This window comes from Mesorhizobium sp. AR07 (genome assembly GCF_024746815.1).
In the GTDB taxonomy this organism is placed as follows: domain Bacteria; phylum Pseudomonadota; class Alphaproteobacteria; order Rhizobiales; family Rhizobiaceae; genus Mesorhizobium.
The window spans coordinates 3369442-3383252 of the sequence record NZ_CP080525.1 but is presented as its reverse complement, the minus strand read 5'-3'; the positions used below and the strand labels follow the sequence as shown (position 1 = coordinate 3383252).

Genomic DNA, 13811 nt, shown 5'->3' with positions numbered 1-13811 from the left:
GACGGAGATCATGATCTACCGGCGCCCCAGCAAGCTCTTCATGCGGATGCGCAGCAGGCGGGCCATGTTGCGGGTCTCGCGGTAGAGGTGCAGTTGCGAGGCGGCCTGGCGGGTAAGGCGGTCGGCGTCCGGCGTCAGGCCGATCACCCGCGTGCCCATCGGCTTGCGCTCGGTCCATAGCCGGCTCATCACCGGATGGTCGGGGACGGCGCAGGAATCGGTCATCATGATGTTGGGATCGTCGAGATGCTGCCTGGTCACCTCGATCATCAGCAGCGATCCCGGCGAATAGGCGGCCAGCGTCTCGTCATAGGCCGTCTTCCAGGTGTAGGCGACGCCGGCTTCGACGAAGACGATCAGGCAGGCTATGGTGCGGCCGTCGAGCGTCAGCGAATGGATGCGGCACATGTCCTGCTCGGCCAGCCGGTGCACGGCTTCGCGGGCGAAGGCGGCGCGGTAGCGGTCGATCGCCATGGCGGTGCGTTCGCGGCCTTTCCAGCCGGCTGCTTCAAGCGACAGGAAGCTTTCGATGGCGTGGCGGATCTCTTCGGGCCCACGCGCCACGACATGCTCCAGCCTGCCGAGGTCGCCGAGGCGCCGCTTCAGCCGGCGGAACTCGCGATAGTGGTGCGAACGCAGCGAGGCCTTCAGATACGCGTCGCCGTCGGCTTCGCTCTCCAGCGCGGGGCGCTGCGTCTGGCCGGTGGTGACCAGCGTCAGGCCGCGCGTCTCGGCCACGGTGCCAAGCAGGCTCGCCACCGGGCCATCGAGCCGGATATCCGGCAGGACGAAGACTTTCGGCAGCCTGAGGTGCGGGCGCGACAGCATCGAGAAGAAGTCCTCGACGACGCCGACCGGGTCGTCGCGGTCGACCAGCGGCGTGCCGAGCGGACCGAACGGGCTCGACCATGTGCGCATGACCGGCACGCCGAGCGGTATCCCCGGCCGTTCCACCGAGAACGGCACCAGCAGCCGCAACCGGTTGCGGTATTCGTCGCCGTCGCGGATCACCGCCAGCCGCACCTCGCGATCCTCGAGCCGGGGCATGGCCGGCGCCAGGAAACGCGGGTTGAAGAAGACGTTCGGCTCGATCGGGCGGGTGCACAGATAATCCAGTTCCTCGACCAGGTCGAAGCCGGCCGATGCCGGGTAGATGGCGAGTTTGCGCTCGGGCCGGTTGTTGGCGAGGATTTCGATATGGGCGGGATCGGCGTCGCGGGTCAGCCCGGCAAGGCCGGACACCATGGCGCCGGCCGTGCCGCCGCTGGTTTCCTCGAGCAACGGGATGGCGGCCATCACACGGCTCCTTTGGCGGGCACGAAGATGAGCATGACGATGCCGAGCTTGCGCCACACCGTGAAGGACAGCGCGCAGGCCTCGAAGATCATGGCAAAGGCGGTGGCCATCGCCGCGCCCCACAGGCCGAAGTGCGGAATCAGCACCACGTTGAGGCCGATGTTGAAGGCCAGCGTCATGGCATAGACGGCGGCGCAGATGTTCTGGTTGCCGCTCATCGTCAGCAGGCTTTCGCACGGACCGACGGCGGCGCGCGCCACGACGCCGAAAACGAGCACGAACAACAAGGGATAGCCGCGGGTGAATTCAGGGCCGAACAGCACCAGCATCGGCTCGCCGAGCGCCAGCACCAGCATCGCCATCAACAGCGAGGGCCAGAACGTCCACGACACCGTCTCGCGGGCAAAGGCGGCGAGCTTTCGCGGTTCGCCATGGGTGAACTGCGCGTAGCGCTGGGCAACGCCGGCCTTGACGGCGAAGTAGACGAAATGCACCAGCGCCAGCGTCTTCACCGTGGCGAAATAGACGGCGACGTCGTTGGGATCCATATAGGCGCCGACCATCAGCACGTCGGCGTTGGTGAGCAGGAAGAAGAAGCTTTCGACCAGGAAGATCGGCAGCGACACGATGAACCATTGCGCGAAATGGACCTTCATCGGCCCTGCCGGGATCTGCTTTTCCATGCGCTGGGTGACGCCGATGAGTTGACCGAGCGTGGTGACATAGGTGGCGGCGATCGAAGCGAAGATCGCGGTCCTGGCGTCGGGCGCGTAGCCGGCGACCAGCATCAGCGCCATGAACAGCAGGATCAGCACCGGCCGTATCAGATAGGTCGGCGACAGCGCGAACAGCGCCCATGAATTGGCGCGCGCCAGCCCCTGCAGCAGGTCGGACATGGCGATCATCGGCAGGCAGATGACGCCAAGGATGAACGGTATCACATAGTAGTTTTCGATCCATGGTGCGGCCAGCCACACGCCGAGCGCGCCGAGCCCGGCGATGATCGTCGAGGCGATCAGCACGAACAGACGGCTGGCCAGCACGATGCCGCGCAGTTCGGCCAGCATGCCGCGCTCGCGGTATTCGGGAATGAAGCGGATGACCGACGTATGGAAGCCGAGGCAGGCGAGGTTGCCGACGATGACCATCGTCACCCAGACGAGGACGAAGATGCCGTATTCGAACGAGCCCATCCAGCGCGCCATCAGCACCTGGCTGACGAAGGCGATGACGGCGCTGATGATGCGGATGGAGAAGGCGATGACCGACATGCGGCCGGCTTCGCCGCGCTCGTCGGCGGTGAACAGCACGGTGTCGATGCGGCCAAGCAGCGGTCCCATGCGCAGCGCCAAACGCTGCGGCAAGAACCGCCCGGCTGTCGTGGCCGCGGAAAAGCGCACCCCGATGACTCTCCGTTTTCCGCCTCTTTTCAGGCTTTGGTGTATCGAAAACACATTAAGAAACGGTTGGGTGAGGAGGCGTAGTGAAAGGGAAGGCGGGAGAAGTCATGTTCACCGCTTGTTCACTGGATGTCTAAACGATACATATTCCACTTGGCGTTGTCAGAATCGAATCTGGAATCGATCCGTGTCGGAATATGAAATTCTAAGATCCAGAATTGGAAAAGAGGGCGCTGATCGGGCGGTCACATACGGATGGATTGCGCCGCCGGAAGGCGCTTTGAACGGTCAAATACCGTTTCCGTTGGGAGAGGAGGGTTTGCGCGCCTCGACCAGCCCCCATGTCGTCAAGGCACCAAGTTCGAAAGCGTCGCAGCTCGGTCAGTTCATGACGCCCGAGTCAATATCGGGATTTATGGCTGGGCTGTTTGGTAAGGCGCTCCCTTCGGATGTTCGACTGCTGGATGCTGGGGCAGGCAAAGGCGCCTTAACAACGGCATTTATAAATCACTGGATGGCCTCTCGTTCGGATGGAGTTATCCAAACAACTTGTTATGAAATTGATCAAGAATTCTCAAATATATTGAGAGAAAACATTTCTCTATTGAGCGGATCTGGGAGGGATATTTCTCATGAAGTGCGAAACGTAGATTTTATCGATCATGCGTCTACTGCGCTGCGTCTAGGGAGATTTCGGAAATTTACGCATGCCATTCTTAATCCGCCATACAAGAAAATAAACACTGCATCGCACCACAGAGCATGTCTGAGTGCCATAGGCTTGGAAACCGTAAATCTATATGCTGGATTTGTTGGCCTTGGTATTGCGATGATGGAGGAAGGTGGTGAATTGGTTGCTATTATTCCACGCAGCTTCTGCAATGGTCCCTACTACCAACCATTCCGCCAGTTTATTTTTCGCCACGCGTCTATTCGACAGATTCATCTGTTCGACGCCCGCAACAAAGCTTTTAAAGGGGACGGCGTACTCCAAGAAAATATCATCATTCATCTAACGCGTGGTGAAGAGCAGGGTGAGGTGACAATTTCGACGTCGACCGATGACACATTTTTAGATTATCGTGAGACCATTCATGCTTTCGACAGCATTGTTCTAGCCCGCGACGCCGAGCAATTCATTCATATCCCGACAGCCGACGGACCTGATCTACTAACAGGCTCAGCCTTCCAGTATCGGCTTGACGAGTTAGGTGTGTCTGTTTCCACCGGTCCAGTGGTTGATTTTAGGATGAAAAATGATCTTCGTGCCGAATACGAACCGGGCACGGTCCCATTGCTCTACCCCAGTCATTTCACACACCACGGTTTCGCGTGGCCAAAGCCCGGCTTTAAGAAAGCAAATGCCATCCGCGAAACACGGGAAACAGCTAAATGGCTGTTTCCGTGTGGCTTCTATACGGTCGTGCGCCGCTTTTCCTCCAAGGAGGAGCGCCGCCGCATAATCGCCAACGTGGTTGAGCCTACGGCATTGCCGACCAAAATGATTGGGTTTGAAAATCATTTGAACGTGTTTCACGACAGGAAGCAGCCGCTAAGTGAAGACATGGCACGGGGTATGGCCACCTATCTGAACTCCACCGTGGTTGACCAGTGTTTCCGGCGCTTCAATGGGCATACCCAAGTCAACGCAACCGATCTCAAGACTATGAGGTACCCGAGCCGCGATGCACTGGCCTTGCTTGGCAAATGGGCCAAGAGCCATCCGCAACCCTCACAGGAGACTATAGATGCGCGGGTGGCCGAACTCGCATGAGACATCCTCACGTTGATGCGGCCATGCAAATTCTGACCGATCTTGGCTTTCCTCGCAGACAGAGAAACGAGCGCTCCTCATTAACATTGCTCGCACTTCTTAATTTGCATCCGAACCAAACATGGGACGCTGCGGCTGCACCCCTAATGGGCATAACGCCAATAATGAATTGGTTCCGTGAGCGCTATGGCAAGACCTATAAGCCGAACACTCGGGAATCTATTCGTCGCCAGACGATACATCAGTTTGTTAATGCAGGACTCGTTCTTCGCAATCCTGATGACCTCAATAGGCCGATAAACAGTAAGGACACTGTTTATCAGATCGCACCAAGTGCTCTGGCTTTAATGCAATTGTACGCGACAGCGGAGTGGGACATTGCATTGCTCTGGCCCGTTATCTTGAGCGATGGAAAACTCTAGCCGACCGCTATGCTCGCGAACGCGAAATGAATCTTGTTCCTGTTCGTATTTCGGATGAGATCAGTATCCACTTGAGCCCAGGAAAACATAGTCGCCTTATCCGTGCCATTATTGAAGAGTTCGCGCCGCGCTTCGCGCCGGATAGTGTGCTGATCTACGCCGGAGATACCGGCGACAAGACGGGTTATTTCGACCACATGCGACTTGCCGCCCTTGGCGTCACTGTTGATAGTCATGGCAAGATGCCTGACGTCATCCTGCACTACGCTGATCGTGGCTGGCTTTTACTCGTGGAATCAGTCACGAGTCATGGTCCAGTCGACCCAAAACGGCACGAAGAGTTGATACAATTGTTCGCGAGTTCGACTGCGGGTCTTGTTTATGTCACAGCATTCCCAACGCGGGCTGTGCTTGCGCGTTACATCGCCGAAATTGCCTGGGAAACTGAGGTATGGGTAGCGGATGCGCCTACGCATCTTATCCATTTCAATGGCACACGTTTTCTTGGGCCATATGCGGTGGAATGACGGCCTTAACAAGCAATATGAGGAGAAGAGCTGCCGATGAAAGCGCTCGTTCCACCCTTTGCCGAGTTCTTTGTGCCAGTCTTGCGAGCATTGGATGCGCTCGGTGGCTCGGCTTCGATCGAGGAAATTGACGACAAGACAGCTGTGTTGATGGACATTTCCGATGCGGCGCGGTCAGTGCTGGTTGGCGACGGGCCAAGGTCGAAATTCGACTATCGCTGCGCCTGGGCGCGGAGCTGGTTGAAGAATGCGGGCCTAACGAACAACAGCGAGCGCGGCGTGTGGGCCCTCACGGCGGAGGGCCGCACATCGCTGTCACTTGATCCCGAAGAGACCGTACGGCGTGTGAGGCGAGCCGATGCGGCATTACGCAAAGCGAAAGTTGTCGCTGCCCCCGAGCGCGTGGAGGCTGAAGCGGAAGCGGCGGACATCGCCTTGAAGGACTGGCGAGAGCAACTTCTCGACATTCTTCTGGCGCTTGATCCGGCGGCCTTCGAACGATTGTGCCAAAGGCTTCTCCGGGAGGCTGGCTTTATCAAAGTCGAGGTGACTGGACGGAGCGGCGATGGTGGCATCGACGGCGCCGGCGTCTTGCGGGTCAACCTGCTTTCGTTCCACGTGCTGTTTCAGTGCAAGCGCTGGAAAGGCTCGGTCGGGGCAGGCGTTGTGCGCGATTTTCGCGGTGCGATGATTGGCCGAGCCGACAAGGGTCTTGTTATCACCACCGGAACATTTACTGCGGATGCTCGGCGCGAGGCCGTGCGCGATGGTGCGCCGGCTATCGACCTGATCGATGGTGATGGGCTATGCGACCTGCTCAAGGATCAGAAGATCGGCGTGCGGGTGAAAATGGTCGAGGAAGTGACGGTGGACGAGGCGGCCTTCGCGGGGTTTTAGCCGGCTAATCGCCGGCGTCGGCGCCGCCCCTCATCCGCCTGCCGGCACCTTCTCCCCGTATAGTGACGGGGAGAAGGAAGCATTCCCTACGCGAATGCGCCGTGGCAGTGCTTGTACTTCTTGCCGGAGCCGCAGGGGCAGGCTTCGTTACGGCCGACCTTGCCCCAGCTTGCCGGGTTGTTCGGGTCGCGGTCTTCAGGGGCGACGATGGCGTTCTGCTCCGGGCGGACCAAGAGGGCGGTCTCACCGCCTTCGAAATCATTCTCGCCGGTGCTGCCGTCGATATGCGTGCCGAACATGTCGGGCGCCTCGGGCGGCGGTGCTTCGGCGGCCTGGCGGACGAGTTCGACGCGCATCAGCTGCGCGGTGACGGCCTGGCGCAGATTGCCCAGCATCGCCTGGAACAGCTCGAACGCCTCGCCCTTGTACTCCTGCAGCGGATCGCGCTGGGCGTAGCCGCGGAAGCCGACGACCGAACGCAGATGGTCGAGATTGACGATGTGCTCGCGCCACAGATGGTCGAGCGTCTGCAGCACCACCGAGCGCTCAACATAGGTCATCACCTCGGGGCCGAAACGCTCGGAGCGCTCCTTGGCGGCGGCGTCGGCGGCCTGCGTGATGCGCTCGCGGATGTCGTCCTCGGCGATGCCCTCTTCCTTGGCCCACTCCTCGACCGGCAGGTCGAGATTGAGGAACTCGGCGACATCGGCCTTCAGCCCGGCAACATTCCACTGCTCGGCATAGGCGTTTTCGGGAATGGCCTTGGCGACGATCTCGTCGATGACCCCCTCGCGCATCTCGGCGACGATCTCGGTCAGGCCTTCGCCGTCCATCAGTTCGATGCGCTGCTCGAACACCACCTTGCGCTGGTCGTTGGAGACGTCGTCGTATTTCAACAGGTTCTTGCGGATGTCGAAGTTGCGCGCCTCGACCTTCTTCTGCGCCTTTTCCAGCGCCTTGTTGATCCACGGATGGATGATCGCCTCGTCTTCCTTGAGGCCGAGCTTCTGCAGCATGCCGTCCATGCGCTCGGAGCCGAAGATGCGCATCAGGTCATCCTGCAGCGACAGGAAGAATTTCGAGCGGCCGGGGTCACCCTGGCGGCCGGAGCGGCCTCTGAGCTGGTTGTCGATGCGGCGCGATTCGTGGCGCTCGGTGGCCAGCACGTAGAGGCCGCCGGCGGCCAGCGCCTTTTCCTTCAGGCGCTCGACGTCGGCATGGATTGCCTTTTCCAGCGCCTCGCGCTCGGGGCCTGCCGGCATGTCGCCAAGCTCATCTTCGATGCGCATCTCGGCATTGCCGCCGAGCTTGATATCGGTGCCGCGGCCGGCCATGTTGGTGGCGATGGTGATGGCGCCCGGCTTGCCGGCCTGGGCAACGATTGCTGCCTCGCGCTCGTGGTGGCGTGCGTTCAGCACCTCGAAATCGGTGAAGCCTTCCTTGCGCAGGCGCTCGGCCAGCTGCTCGGATTTTTCGATGGAGGTGGTGCCGACCAGCGTCGGCTGGCCCTTGGCGCTGGCCTCGCGGATCTCCCTGACGATCGCCTTGTATTTCTCCTCGACCGTCCGGTAGACCTCATCGTCCTCGTCCTTGCGGATGACCGGCAGATTGGTCGGGATCTCGGTGACGTCGAGATTGTAGATGTTGCCGAACTCCTCGGCCTCGGTCAGCGCCGTACCGGTCATGCCGGAAAGCTTCTTGTAGAGGCGGAAGTAGTTCTGGAAGGTGACGGAGGCGAGCGTCTGGTTCTCCGGCTGGATCGCCACATGCTCCTTGGCTTCAAGCGCCTGGTGCAGGCCTTCCGAATAGCGGCGGCCTGGCATCATGCGGCCGGTGAACTCGTCGATGATGACGATCTCGCCGTTGCGGACGATATAATCCTTGTCCTTCTGGAAAAGCCGGTGCGCCTTCAGCGCATTGTTGACATGGTGGACGATGGCGACGTTCTCGACGTCATAGAGCGACTCGCCCTTGAGCAGGTCGGCGTCGCGCAGCAGGTTCTCGAGCTTCTCGGTGCCTTCCTCGGTGAAGATCGAGGTCTTCTGCTTCTCGTCGATCTCATAATCCTGCGGCTGCAGCTGGATGATGAAGGTGTCGATGGTGTTGTACATTTCCGAACGGTCCTCGAGCGGGCCGGAAATGATCAGCGGCGTGCGCGCTTCGTCGACCAGAATGGAATCGACCTCGTCGACGATCGCGTAATTGTGACCGCGCTGCACCATCTGGGCGCGCTCGTATTTCATGTTGTCGCGCAGATAGTCGAAGCCGAGTTCGTTGTTGGTGGCGTAGGTGACGTCGGACTCGTAGGCGACGCGACGCTCTTCGTCGGACAGGCCATGGACGATGACGCCGACCGAGAGGCCGAGGAACTTGTAGACGCGGCCCATCCATTCGGAGTCGCGGGTGGCGAGATAGTCGTTGACGGTGACGACGTGGACGCCGTTGCCGGCGAGCGCGTTGAGGTAGACCGGCAGCGTCGCGACCAGGGTCTTGCCTTCGCCGGTGCGCATCTCGGCAATGCCGCCATTGTGCAGCACCATGCCGCCGATCAGCTGGACGTCGAAGGGGCGCATGCCGAGCACGCGGCGCGCCGCCTCGCGGGCGGTGGCAAAGGCCGGCACCAGAAGGTCATCGAGCGTGGCGCCGTTGGCGATGTCCTGGCGGAATTTCGCGGTGCGGCCGACCAGCTCCTCGTCGGAGAGCGCCCGCATCTCGTTTTCCATGGCATTGATCGCCTCGACGCGGGGCCGGGTCGATTTGACCCGACGGTCGTTGGAGGAACCGAAAACCTTACGGGCGAGACCGCCGAGACTGACCATCCAATGGTCCTTTCGATAGAATTCTCAATCTTGAGATGAGCGCCGGCCGGCCCCATCAATTCCACGTGAACGCACCGCCTGAACACGGGCAAACACAAAAAGCGCCCGGAAAACGGTTCTGGACGCAAAGTCGTTGGACAGATAAGAGGGGGCTCAACTGATGTCAACGCCGCGCTGGCCCTGCCGGTCGCGCCAAATTCCGCCACAATCTGGCTGATCTGGGAAGCCACCCCTCCTTACAATCCCTCACCGGAGTCATCTTCATGTCCTTGTTGTTCCGCCGCGCGTCGTTTGCCAGCCTCGGTCTGGCCTTCGGCCTGTCGGCCCTTTGCCTGTCGCCGCTGATGGCGCAGGAGACCGCTCCCGCCGCCCCGGCGGATGCAGCAGCGCCCGCCCCGGCGGCAGCGGCAGCACCTGCCGCGGCGCCGGTCGATCCGAATGCCGTGGTCGCCACGATCAACGGCCAGCCCTTGACCGAAGCCGACCTCGTGCTCGCCGAAGGCGAGCTGTCGCAGCAGTTCGCCCAGTTGCCGGCCGAGCAGCGCCGCGCCGCGGCGCTTTCGGCCGCCATCGAAATCCGCGTCATGGCCGCCCAGGCGGTCACCACCGGCCTCGACAAGGATCCCGACTTCCAGCGTCGCATGGCCTTCCTGCAGCAGCGCGCCCTGCATGGCGAGATGGTCGAGAAGGGCGTCGTCGACAAGGTCACCGACGCCGAGATTCGCGCCCGCTACGACCAGGAAATCGCCAACACGCCGCCGGTCAACGAGGTGCATGCCCGTCACATCCTCGTGAAGACGAAGGAAGAGGCCGAGGCGATCATCAAGCAGCTCGACGGCGGCGCCGATTTCCAGAAGCTCGCCAACGAGCACACCAGCGATCCCTCAGGCAAGACCAATGGCGGCGATCTCGGCTGGTTCGGACCTGGCCAGATGGTGCCGGAGTTCGACAAGGCAGCCTTCGCGCTCGAGGTCGGCAAATACACCGAGCAGCCGGTGCAGTCGCAGTTCGGCTGGCATGTCATCAAGCTCGAGGACAAGCGTGCCAAGCAGCCGCCGGCCTTCGACGACGTCAAGGACCAGGCCAAGCAGGCGGTCATCCGCGACAAGTATTTCGCGCTGGTCAAGTCGCTGCGCGCCGGCGCCAAGGTCGAGATCCCCGATGCCAACCTGAAAAAGGCGGTCGATACGCTGGAAAGCGCCAAGTAAGCCTGAAAGAATTTTGAAAGGGGCGCGGCAGCCAAGGGTTGCCGCGCCTTTTTTATCGGCCGGTGTCGGGTTTTATCGGCCGGTGTCGGGCGGCTTTAACTGTCGGGCGCTTCTATGCCTCGCATCACGTAACCGACGGCCTTGCGGATCGTCGCTTCGTCTTCGTCGAGGCGGTTGGTCAACAGATGCTTCCAGGCGAAGGAGGCGATCAGGTCGGCGACCAGCGCCGAATCGATGTCGGCGGCGATCTCGCCCCTTGCCTTGGCGCGTTCGAGTATCTGGCCGGTGTGGGACCGTCGGCCCAGCGCATAGTCGGCAAGTGCCGCGGACGCCGTATCATCCGACTGCGCCTCTGCGATCAGCGACCGGAACACGCTGCCCGACGATGTCTCGCGCCAGTGTGAAAACAGGTTTTTCAGAAAACCGACGAGATCCTCCTCCAGGCGCCCGGTGTCGGGAACATCGACGCGTTTCTGGCGCTGGTAGACTTCGAGCAGCAATGCGGCCTTGCTCGGCCACCAGCGATAGATGGTGGGCTTGCCGGCGCGGGCGCGGCGCGCCACCGCCTCGATCGAGAAACCGGCATAACCGGCCTCGACCAGCACGGCCTCGGCGGCTTCGAGAATGGCGCCGGCGCTGTCGGGGTTGCGCCGTGCGCCGATCGATTTGCGCGCCGGATCGGCGTCTTCGGCCATCTCTGTCGTCCTCGCCAACAATTTCGCCGGCATCGTACTTGACCCGGCGATCAAACGAAACGGCCCGTTTTTGAGCTTTTGGTGGCGGCGCACGCCTCGCCGTCAGCCGATGTCTATTGTATCGCTTGCGATGTCTCGGACTCGATGCGCCATCCTTCTTCGGCCTTGACCAGGCCAAGCGTGACGCGCGCCTTGCCGGTCAGACGGGCCGCCGACTTGTCCTTCGGCACATAATCATAGCGCATCGCAAAGACGGCCTCGGCGCGATCCTGGCCATGCGGGGTGACCTGAAGGCTGCCGGGCTCCAGGCCGAGCGACCAGGAGGCCCATTGCGCGAACCAGTCGGTCTTGACCTTGACGATGGCGTCGGCGTCGTAGCGCGTGCCGAAGATGGTCGCCGACGAGCCGTAGAGCCGCTTGACGGTCTCGCTCATCGCCTTGATGTCCGGCGCCAGATAGTCATTGCGCAGGAATTTCTCGATCGATCCCTTATCTTCACCGACGGATCGTTCAAGCGCGGCGACTTCCGTCGAGGATGCCGGAGCCGCGGCCGGCTTCTGGGGCCGGGCGGGCTGTCCGTCCGAGACGAATTCGAAGCGTTCGAGCAGCGAGCCCTGTTCCCAGGGGCGCTGCGCCTCGCGCGTTTGTGAAACCACGTCGCGGCGCACCGCGATCATCATGTCGTTGATGCTCTGGCCGGGTTCGGCGATGTGGCGCAGCAGAGCGGCGGCGAAGGGCGAGTTGCGCCCGCTTCCGTCCATGGCGACCGCGCCCGGCGCGGTCGAGAAGGCGATGAACGAGCCGCGCGTCGAATCGAACTGCGCCAGGCCGGCCAGCGCCGTTGCCGAGCGGGTGGTGGCGGTGCGGCTCAGGCCGCGGGCAAACGGATTGTTGCGGCAGGCATCGAGAAACACCAGGCTGACCTTGGTCTGCTGCTCCATGATGTCGAGGACTTCGTCGATCGGCACGGCCTCGAGTTGGAGTTTTACCGGCATGTCGAGCTTGGCGTCGACCGGCACGATGTAGTTGCGCCCCTCGACCTGCAGGCCGTGACCGGCATAGTAGAAGAGCCCGACGCCGGCGCCTTCGAGCGCATCGGAGAACTCACCAATGCTGCGTTCAAGCTCGCGTTTGCCGAGATCGTTGCCTTCGATGACCTCGAAGCCGATGGAGCGCAGCTTGTCGGCGATGTCGAGCGCGTCGTTGACCGGATTGGCCAGCGTACCGGCCTCGGCGTAGGTGCCGTTGCCGATGACCAGCGCCACGCGCCGCTCCGGCTGCGCGTCAGCTCTCAGCAGCAGAAGTCCCAGAAATGCCCAAGCGAGGATCGCAAGTCTGCCCATGGGAAGATCATAGCGCCATAGGTCCCGGCGACGCCAACGGATTTGAAATGCAAGCTTAATCCCCAAGGGGTCCCAGCCCCTGGCAAGAGCGAAAACGCCCTTGCGCCGGGGCGTCGTATCGGGCAAACCGGCCTTCCCCTTACGATTTTTTGCTGCCCGAGGTCTCCATGTCCACGACGATTTCGCCGCTTGCGCCGAAGAAATATCCCAAGATGCCGGCCATCGAGGGGGTGCGCATCGCCACCGCGGAGGCGGGGATAAAGTACAAGAACCGCACCGATCTGCTGACCATGGTGTTCGATGAAGGCACGGCAGTCGCCGGCGTGTTCACCAAATCGAAATGCCCTTCGGCGCCGGTCGATTTCTGCCGCCAGAATCTTGCCGCCGGCAAGGCGCGGGTGCTGGTCGTCAATTCCGGCAACGCCAATGCCTTCACCGGCAAGAAAGGCCGCGAGTCCACCGCACTGATCGGCGAAGCGGCGGCGAAAGCGGCCGGCTGCAAGGCAAGCGAGGTTTTCCTCGCCTCTACAGGCGTCATCGGCGAGCCGCTCGACACCGGCAAGTTCAGCCATCTGCTGGCCGGGCTGGTCAGCAACGGCGAGCCTGATTTGTGGACGGAAGCGGCCAAGGCGATCATGACCACGGATACCTATCCGAAAGTGGCGACCGCGACAGTCAAGCTGGGCGACACCGATGTCACCATCAACGGCATCTCCAAGGGCGCCGGCATGATCGCGCCCGACATGGCAACGATGCTGTCCTTCATCGCCACCGACGCGCCGATCGCCGCATCCGTTCTGCAGGATCTGTTGTCACGCGGCACGGCCAAGACCTTCAACGCGGTTACCGTCGACAGCGATACCTCGACCAGCGACACGCTGCTGCTCTTCGCCACCGGCAAGGCCGCCAACCGCGGCGCGCCTGGGATAACAGACCCGAAGGATGCGCGCCTTGGCGCGTTCCGGCGAGCGCTCGGCAAGATGCTGAAATCGCTGGCGCTGCAAGTGGTGCGTGACGGCGAGGGCGCCCGCAAGCAGGTCGAAGTCACCGTCACCGGCGCGAAATCGGCCCGGTCGGCCAAGCGAATCGCGCTGTCGATCGCCAATTCGCCGCTGGTCAAGACGGCGGTCGCCGGCGAGGATGCCAATTGGGGCCGCGTCGTCATGGCCGTCGGCAAGGCCGGCGAGCCCGCCGATCGCGATCGGCTGTCGATCTGGTTCGGCGACAACAGGCTGGCGCATGAGGGCGAGCGCGACCCCGGCTATTCCGAGGCAGCGACATCGGCCTACATGAAGCGCGACGATATCAGCATCCGCGCCGATATCGGCATCGGTCGCGGCAAGGCGACGGTGTGGACTTGCGACCTCACCCAGGAATACGTCGCCATCAATGGCGATTATCGGAGCTGATGGTCTTGGCTTCCAGGCATC

Annotated in this window: 11 protein-coding genes; 6 read left to right on the top strand and 5 right to left on the bottom strand. The window is 61.8% G+C overall.

Annotated elements, in window-relative coordinates:
* Positions 1 to 15: 15 nt before the first annotated feature.
* Positions 16 to 1296 (bottom strand): GNAT family N-acetyltransferase, encoded by a 1281-nt coding sequence (locus BPNPMPFG_RS17245; protein WP_258589937.1) that lies wholly within the window; start codon positions 1294 to 1296, stop codon positions 16 to 18.
* Positions 1296 to 2696: a lipopolysaccharide biosynthesis protein gene (locus BPNPMPFG_RS17240; RefSeq protein ID WP_258589936.1), complete on the bottom strand. Its 1401-nt coding sequence runs from the start codon at positions 2694 to 2696 to the stop codon at positions 1296 to 1298. Before BPNPMPFG_RS17240 ends, BPNPMPFG_RS17245 begins: the two co-directional genes overlap by 1 nt.
* Positions 2697 to 2883: 187 nt before the next feature.
* On the opposite strand from BPNPMPFG_RS17240, the gene BPNPMPFG_RS17235 reads away from it, so the two are divergent.
* From BPNPMPFG_RS17235 to BPNPMPFG_RS17220, 4 genes are read left to right on the top strand one after another with little or no spacing between them, the layout of a single operon-like run.
* Entirely contained in the window at positions 2884 to 4470 is a 1587-nt protein-coding gene (locus BPNPMPFG_RS17235) for an Eco57I restriction-modification methylase domain-containing protein (RefSeq protein ID WP_258589935.1), read from the top strand.
* 23 nt (positions 4471 to 4493) lie between these two features.
* Positions 4494 to 4892 carry a hypothetical protein gene (locus BPNPMPFG_RS17230; RefSeq protein WP_258589934.1) on the top strand — a complete coding sequence of 133 codons (399 nt, stop codon included), beginning with the start codon at positions 4494 to 4496 and terminating at the stop codon, positions 4890 to 4892.
* A gap of 26 nt (positions 4893 to 4918) precedes the next feature.
* Complete coding sequence (locus BPNPMPFG_RS17225) at positions 4919 to 5419, top strand: BsuBI/PstI family type II restriction endonuclease (protein WP_258589933.1); 501 nt, start codon at positions 4919 to 4921, stop codon at positions 5417 to 5419.
* 36 nt (positions 5420 to 5455) lie between these two features.
* Entirely contained in the window at positions 5456 to 6316 is an 861-nt protein-coding gene (locus BPNPMPFG_RS17220; protein WP_258589932.1) for a restriction endonuclease, read from the top strand.
* Between the two features lie 86 nt (positions 6317 to 6402).
* Here BPNPMPFG_RS17220 and secA read toward each other — a convergent pair whose 3' ends face one another.
* Positions 6403 to 9135 (bottom strand): preprotein translocase subunit SecA, encoded by a 2733-nt coding sequence (gene secA, locus BPNPMPFG_RS17215; RefSeq protein WP_258589931.1) that lies wholly within the window; start codon positions 9133 to 9135, stop codon positions 6403 to 6405.
* 263 nt (positions 9136 to 9398) lie between these two features.
* Here secA and BPNPMPFG_RS17210 point away from each other — a divergent pair, with 263 nt between their 5' ends.
* Positions 9399 to 10343, top strand: a complete 945-nt coding sequence (locus tag BPNPMPFG_RS17210) for a peptidylprolyl isomerase (protein ID WP_258589930.1) — start codon at positions 9399 to 9401, stop codon at positions 10341 to 10343.
* A gap of 95 nt (positions 10344 to 10438) precedes the next feature.
* Here the strand turns inward: BPNPMPFG_RS17210 and BPNPMPFG_RS17205 are convergent, their stop codons facing one another.
* On the bottom strand, positions 10439 to 11038 hold the full coding sequence (locus tag BPNPMPFG_RS17205) for a TetR/AcrR family transcriptional regulator (protein ID WP_258589929.1): 600 nt from the start codon (positions 11036 to 11038) through the stop codon (positions 10439 to 10441).
* A 113-nt stretch (positions 11039 to 11151) separates the two neighbouring features.
* Complete coding sequence (locus BPNPMPFG_RS17200) at positions 11152 to 12381, bottom strand: caspase family protein (RefSeq protein ID WP_258589928.1); 1230 nt, start codon at positions 12379 to 12381, stop codon at positions 11152 to 11154.
* Positions 12382 to 12548: 167 nt separating this feature from the next.
* Between BPNPMPFG_RS17200 and argJ the strand changes: the two genes are divergently transcribed.
* Positions 12549 to 13790, top strand: coding sequence for a bifunctional glutamate N-acetyltransferase/amino-acid acetyltransferase ArgJ (gene argJ / locus BPNPMPFG_RS17195; RefSeq protein ID WP_258589927.1), 1242 nt, complete (start codon positions 12549 to 12551; stop codon positions 13788 to 13790).
* Positions 13791 to 13811: the final 21 nt, after the last annotated feature.

Bases quoted from the DNA above. Each gene is read 5' to 3' on its own strand.
- BPNPMPFG_RS17220 (WP_258589932.1), top strand. From the start codon at position 5,456: ATGAAAGCGCTCGTTCCACCCTTTGCCGAGTTCTTTGTGCCAGTCTTG.
- argJ (WP_258589927.1), top strand. From the start codon at position 12,549: ATGTCCACGACGATTTCGCCGCTTGCGCCGAAGAAATATCCCAAGATG.
- BPNPMPFG_RS17245 (WP_258589937.1), bottom strand. From the start codon at position 1,296: ATGGCCGCCATCCCGTTGCTCGAGGAAACCAGCGGCGGCACGGCCGGC.
- BPNPMPFG_RS17200 (WP_258589928.1), bottom strand. From the start codon at position 12,381: ATGGGCAGACTTGCGATCCTCGCTTGGGCATTTCTGGGACTTCTGCTG.
- secA (WP_258589931.1), bottom strand. From the start codon at position 9,135: ATGGTCAGTCTCGGCGGTCTCGCCCGTAAGGTTTTCGGTTCCTCCAAC.
- BPNPMPFG_RS17225 (WP_258589933.1), top strand. From the start codon at position 4,919: ATGAATCTTGTTCCTGTTCGTATTTCGGATGAGATCAGTATCCACTTG.
- BPNPMPFG_RS17210 (WP_258589930.1), top strand. From the start codon at position 9,399: ATGTCCTTGTTGTTCCGCCGCGCGTCGTTTGCCAGCCTCGGTCTGGCC.
- BPNPMPFG_RS17230 (WP_258589934.1), top strand. From the start codon at position 4,494: ATGCAAATTCTGACCGATCTTGGCTTTCCTCGCAGACAGAGAAACGAG.
- BPNPMPFG_RS17205 (WP_258589929.1), bottom strand. From the start codon at position 11,038: ATGGCCGAAGACGCCGATCCGGCGCGCAAATCGATCGGCGCACGGCGC.